Source organism: Pseudorhodoplanes sp. (assembly GCF_035565855.1).
In the GTDB taxonomy this organism is placed as follows: Bacteria; Pseudomonadota; Alphaproteobacteria; order Rhizobiales; family Xanthobacteraceae; genus Pseudorhodoplanes.
On the sequence record NZ_DATMRX010000109.1, the window covers coordinates 1 to 5,830 of the forward strand.

Consider the following 5,830-nt stretch of genomic DNA (forward strand, 5'->3'; position numbering starts at 1 on the left):
CGGCATCAGCTTGCCGATCATCACATTGGCGTCGGTGACGGCGAGCGGGCCGCCGCGGCGATAGCATTTCGGTCCGGGATTGGCGCCCGCGGAATCGGGTCCGACGCGGAAGCGCGCGCCGTCGAAATGCAGGATCGAGCCGCCGCCAGCAGCGACTGTGTGGATGCGCATCATCGGCGCGCGCATGCGCACGCCCGCAACTTCCGTCTCGAAAGCGCGCTCGTATTCGCCGGCGTAATGCGAGACATCGGTCGAGGTACCGCCCATGTCGAAGCCGATGACGCGGGTGAAGCCGGCTTCGCGAGCGGTCTGCGCCATCGACACGACGCCGCCGGCGGGCCCAGACAGGATCGCGTCCTTGCCCTGGAACAAGTCGGCCGCGGTGAGCCCGCCGGACGACATCATGAACATCAGTCTTGCTTCACCGCCGCTTGCTCCGCTGCGCTCCCTCCCCCCATGCGAAGCATGGTGGGGAGGGTAGGGGTGAGGGGAGTCGACGGTCATTTCATATGTCGAAGCGCCCCCCACCCCCGACCCCTCCCCACCGCTGCGCGGGGGGAGGGGAGAAGATGGCAGCGCGTTGAGAGCGGTCGCCACCTGATTCACATAGCGCCGCAGGATCGGCGACAGATACGCATCGACCACCGTGGTGTCGCCCCGGCCGACGAGCTTGATCAGGGGCGAAACCTCGTGACTCACCGACACCTGCGGAAAGATGCGGCGTGCCAGCGCGGCGACCTGCCGCTCATGCTCGGGAAAACGATAGGCGTGCATGAACACGATCGCGGCGGCGCGGATGCCGTCGTCGTAGGCGCGCCGCAATTCCGGCTCGATGGCGGACAAATCGGGCACCCGTTCCACCGTGCCGTCGGCGCGCACGCGCTCGTCCACTTCAACCACGCGCTCGAACAGCATGTCCGGCTTGATGATCTCCTTCGCGAAGATCTTCGGCCGGGCCTGGTAGCCGATGCGGAGCGCATCGCGGAAACCCTTGGTGGTGATCAGGAGCGTACGCTCGCCCTTGCGTTCGAGCAGCGCATTGGTGGCGACGGTCGTGCCCATTTTCACGGCGCGGATGCGCCCTGGCGGAATCGGCTCGCCGGCCGAAAGCCCGAGCAGGTCGCGAATGCCCTGAACGGCGGCGTCGCGATAGGCCTCGGGATTTTCGGACAGGAGCTTGTGGGCGTGGAGGCTGCCGTCCGGCTTGCGCCCCACGATGTCGGTGAAGGTTCCGCCGCGGTCGATCCAGAAATCCCAAGACTCAGAGGGGGAAGCGTGTTTGCGGGTCATGCGGTGCGGGGAACTTCAGGATGGAGCCGATGTCATGCTGGTACGATTGCGGCAGCGTCGCAAGCCATCGCTGTCCACGACCTGCACGCGCCTTGCGTTTGACCAACGCCGCAACTTGGCGCAATGGATGAGTCTCCACGCAGGATGGGCGGAAGTGGCGACGACGCAACGCCTCACACAATGGATCAGGACCCAGCTCGGCGGCAAAAGCATCGAAGCGATGCCCCAGGCCGGCGCCATCCCCTATACGCTGGTAAACGGCACGCCGGTTTTCCTTCTGATTACCTCGCGCGGCACCGGTCGCTGGATCTTTCCGAAAGGCACTTTGATCGAGGGCTACGAGCCCTGGCAGGTGGCCGCGCGCGAAGCGTTCGAGGAGGCCGGCGTCGAGGGTGATGTGGAGCCGACACCGATCGGCAGCTATCGCGGGCTGAAAGGCAGCATCCGGACTGCGCCGATCGAAGTCCGGATGTATCCGCTGCGCGTGGTCCGTCAGGTCGACGACTGGCCGGAACGCGACAAGCGGCACCGCCACTGGGTCATCCTGCCGGAAGCGCGCAGGCTCTTGTCGGACCCGCAACTCGTGACATTGGCGACGCTCCTGCATCGACGGGTCGCAAAGTCGCCTCAGCCGGCAAACGTCGCCATCAAGGCATAGAATAGTCCCGCCAGCATCGCCGTGGCCGGGACGCTGATCACCCAGGCGGCGGCGATACCGACGACGTGCTGGCGGCGGACGAGCTTGCGGCGTTCGCGCTTGCGGTAATTGGCGATGGCCTGCTCGGGCGTCTTGTTCAGCTTCGAGGGCTCGAGGAACAGGGAGCGCGGCCGCACCGCGGGGTTCGGCACGCCCTTGTTGGTTAGAAATTCGCGCAGATAGCCGACGCCGAAAATCGCGCCGATCGCGATATGGGTCGAGGACACCGGCATCCCGAGGGCGGATGCGACGAGCACCGTGATCGCCGCGGACAAGGCGACGCAGAAGGCGCGGATCGCATCCATTTTGGTAATTTGCTCGCCGACCCTGCGGATCAGCTTCGGTCCGAACAGGGCAAGACCGATCGCAATACCAACCGCGCCGATCAGCAGCACCCAGAACGGAAGTTCGACATCGCCCGCCGTGCTGCTTTCGCCGGCCGCCGTCGAGACAATTGCGGCGAGAGGGCCGACGGCATTGGCCACGTCATTGGCGCCATGCGCGAACGACAACAGCGCCGCAGAACAGATCAGCGGCAGCGTGAACAATGCGCTTACGTCCTTGCGCCGGTTTTCCATCGTGTGGGACCGCGCATTGACCCAGGGCCGCGTCGCTGCGAAGGCGGCGAGGAAAGCAACAAGCCCCGATCCGATGATGAGCGCCAGTGGCGGGCTCCAGACCCGGCTGAGGCCCTTCTCCACGAGATACATCGTGAAGATGCCCGTCATCAGCGCGATGATCGCCGGCACCCAGCGGCGCGCGGCGCTGATCTTGTCCTCACGGAACAGCACCGCCCACTTGATGAAGCCGAGCAAGGCCGCGGCGATCAGCCCGCCCATGACCGGCGAGATTACCCAGCTCGCCGCGATCGCGCCGATCACCGGCCAGACCACCATTTTGATGCCGGCGGCGGCGACGGCGGCGCCCATCACGCCGCCGACCACCGAATGGGTGGTGGAGATCGGGGCGCCGAGGAACGTCGCGAGGTGGGTCCATACCGCTGCCGCGAGCAACGCCGCGGACATCACCAGCACGAAATGAATGGGCGGAAGGTTGATATCGGGCCGCAACAGGTCGCGCGAGATCGTCTTCACGACATCGCCGCCGGCAATGAGAGCGCCGGACGCTTCACAGACCGCCGCGATGGCGAGCGCGCTACCCATCGTCAGAGCCCTGCTGCCGACCGCTGGGCCCATATTGTTGGCGACATCGTTGGCGCCGATGCTGAGCGCCATATAGGCGGCAATCAGCGCTGCGATCACCACGAGATAGCTGAGGGGGCCTTGCGCGACCGACAGGCTCGCGACCACGACCGTCCCCATCAGGAACAGGATCAGAAGCCCCGGCGTCGTCAGCGAACGCGTCAGATCCTGCGTCGCGTGTTCGATCCGGACGACCTTCTTCAGGTCTTTATCGAGGGCACTCTTGGCCAAAGGGGTCCTGCAACCTTCCCAGCAATATCGGCAGGCGTTAGCACGCCCGCTCCGCAAAGACATGCGGGGCGTGCACCGAAGCTGTTGAAATCCGGCCCGGTTCCGCGGTCCTCCGGCTGCAGCCGGGCTGCCCCCTTGCAGAGGGCGCCGTTTGCGCGCGATGCTTGCGGCATGGATGCAGACCTGCCGGGTTTCGCGGACTTCAGGAGAGCCAGATGACGATGTTGTTTCGCGCCGCTGCTGTTGCCTTGGTTTCAATCGCGCTTGGCGGCGCCGGGCAGGCCCAGACCTCCTGGGATATGCCGACGCCCTATCCGGACGGCAATTTCCATACCCGCAATGCCGCGCAATTTGCCGCAGATGTCGATAAGGCGACCAAGGGGTCGCTGAAGATCAAGATCCATTCGGCGGGCTCGCTGTTCAAGCATCCTGAAATCAAGCGGGCCGCACGCCAGGGGACAGCGCCGATTGGGGAAATCCTGCAATCGCTCGCCGGAAACGAAGCGCCGATCTATGCCGCAGATTCGCTGCCCTTCGTCGCGACCGGCTATGACGCGGCGAAGAAGCTCTACGACGTCCAGAAGCCGTACCTGCAGAAGCAGCTCGATTCGGAAGGTCTGATGCTGCTTTATGCCGTGCCCTGGCCGCCCCAGGGGCTCTACGCCAAGCGCGAAATCAATTCCGTCAACGATCTGAAGGGTCTGAAATTCCGCACCTACAATCCGACCATCGGCCGGATTGCTGCGCTCGCCGGCTCGATCCCGACCCAGATCGAGGTACCGGACCTGCCGACCGCCTTCGCAACCGGCCGCGTCGATGTGATGATCACCTCGGCCTCGACCGGCGTCGACACCAAGGCGCAGGATTACCTCACGCACTACATCGACGCCCAGGCGTGGCTCCCGCGCAACATCGTTTTCGTCAACAAGGCGGCGTTCGCGAAGCTTTCGCCTGACGAGCAGAAAGCAGTGATTGATGCCGCGAAGGCGGCCGAGGACCGCGGCTGGAAGGCGTCGATGGACGAAATGCAGATCAAGACAAAGGCCTTGAAGGACGCCAAGATCATCGTGATGCAGCCCAGTGCGGAATTGAAGGCCGGTCTCGCCAAGATCGGCGAGACGATTGCCGCCGAATGGGCAGCAAAGGCCGGGCCCGACGGACAGAAGATGCTGGAGGAGTACAAGAAATAACCCTTCGATGTTTGCGCTCCGCGGGTCGCGGAGCGCAAACGATCCGCCCGCCATGCGCGCAGGTCTCGACAAACTTTACGCCGCGGCCCTCTGGCTGTCCGCCGCTTGCCTTGTCGCGATCGCGCTCCTGATCGGCGCCCAGCTTTTCGGACGGCTGATCGACGAAAGCCTGAAGCTGATCGGGATCGAACCCTTCGGCATCGTCATTCTGTCGCTCGCGGAGTTCTCCGGTTCGCTCCTCGCCGCGGCAAGTTTCCTTGCCCTGGCAGGCACGCTGAAAGCGGGCGCTCATATCCGCATCACCATGCTGCTGCAGGCATTGCCGCCGCGCGGACGATATGCGCTCGAGTTATGGGCGTTCGGGGCATCCGCGCTTCTGTCGGCGTATATCGCCTGGCAACTCACTCACTTCGCCTTCGTGTCCTTTCAGTTCGACGAGGTGTCGCCGGGTGTCGTCCGTTTTCCCCTGGCGGTTCCGCAGGCCGCGATGGCGCTTGGCGCTATTATTCTTACGATCGCACTGATCGATGAATTCGTGCTGGTGCTGCGCGGGCGCGAGCCAAGCTTCAGAAAGAGCGAGGATGCCATCACGCTCGGAAAGGCCGAGTGATGAGCATTGTCGCGCTGTCGCTCCTTCTGATCGCGATTTTGCTCCTGATCCTTGCGTCCGGAATATGGGTCGCGCTCGGCCTTGCGGCGATCGGGTTGGTCGCCATGGCCGTGACGGTTTCGACGCCGCCCGGTCCGGCGCTTGCGGCGTCAATGTGGCAGGCGTCCAACTCGTGGGACCTCACGGCGCTGCCGATGTTCATTCTGATGGGCGAGATATTGTATCGGACGAAATTGTCCGAAGACATGTTCGAGGCTCTGGCGCCGTGGATGCAGCGGCTGCCGGGCCGGCTCCTGCACGTCAATGTCGTCGGTTGCGGGATTTTCGCCGCTGTCTCCGGCTCGTCGGCGGCGACCTGCGCGACCATCGGGCGGATTTCCCTGCCCGAACTGCGGCAGCGCGGCTACGACCAGAGCATGGCGATCGGAACGCTGGCCGGTTCGGGCACGCTTGGCCTTCTGATCCCGCCCTCGATCATCATGATCGTGTACGCCACCGCAACCGACCAGTCGATCGCGCGATTGTTCATCGCCGGCGTGATGCCCGGCATCATGCTGATCGTTCTGTTCATGGGCTATATCGCGCTATGGGCCCTCATCAACAAAGAGCG

6 protein-coding genes are annotated in these 5,830 nt (G+C 64.4%); 4 read left to right on the forward strand and 2 right to left on the reverse strand.

Annotated elements, in window-relative coordinates; translation table 11 throughout:
- Window positions 1-1,290 (reverse strand): hydantoinase/oxoprolinase family protein (locus VN004_RS06145; RefSeq protein ID WP_325608035.1); only part of this gene is annotated, 1,290 nt, incomplete at its 3' end.
- A 127-nt stretch (window positions 1,291-1,417) separates the two neighbouring features.
- Between VN004_RS06145 and VN004_RS06150 the strand changes: the two genes are divergently transcribed.
- Window positions 1,418-1,948, forward strand: a complete 531-nt coding sequence (locus VN004_RS06150; RefSeq protein ID WP_325608037.1) for an NUDIX hydrolase — start codon at window positions 1,418-1,420, stop codon at window positions 1,946-1,948.
- Here the strand turns inward: VN004_RS06150 and VN004_RS06155 are convergent.
- A complete protein-coding gene (locus VN004_RS06155; protein ID WP_325608039.1) occupies window positions 1,918-3,420 on the reverse strand; it encodes an inorganic phosphate transporter in 1,503 nt (500 codons plus the stop codon). The two genes, VN004_RS06150 and VN004_RS06155, sit on opposite strands and share 31 nt — an antisense overlap.
- A 215-nt stretch (window positions 3,421-3,635) precedes the next feature.
- On the opposite strand from VN004_RS06155, the gene VN004_RS06160 reads away from it, so the two are divergent.
- The 3 genes from VN004_RS06160 to VN004_RS06170 all read left to right on the forward strand — a co-directional run.
- Complete coding sequence (locus VN004_RS06160) at window positions 3,636-4,610, forward strand: TRAP transporter substrate-binding protein (RefSeq protein WP_325608041.1); 975 nt, start codon at window positions 3,636-3,638, stop codon at window positions 4,608-4,610.
- Window positions 4,611-4,662: 52 nt separating this feature from the next.
- Window positions 4,663-5,220, forward strand: a complete 558-nt coding sequence (locus VN004_RS06165) for a TRAP transporter small permease (protein ID WP_325608043.1) — start codon at window positions 4,663-4,665, stop codon at window positions 5,218-5,220.
- On the forward strand, window positions 5,220-5,830 hold a 611-nt coding region (locus VN004_RS06170), incomplete at its 3' end, for a TRAP transporter large permease subunit (protein WP_325608046.1). The genes VN004_RS06165 and VN004_RS06170, both read left to right, overlap by 1 nt.

Coding starts and splice junctions, on each gene's coding strand:
- VN004_RS06150 (WP_325608037.1), top strand. CDS start 1,418: ATGAGTCTCCACGCAGGATGGGCGGAAGTGGCGACGACGCAACGCCTC.
- VN004_RS06160 (WP_325608041.1), top strand. CDS start 3,636: ATGACGATGTTGTTTCGCGCCGCTGCTGTTGCCTTGGTTTCAATCGCG.
- VN004_RS06165 (WP_325608043.1), top strand. CDS start 4,663: ATGCGCGCAGGTCTCGACAAACTTTACGCCGCGGCCCTCTGGCTGTCC.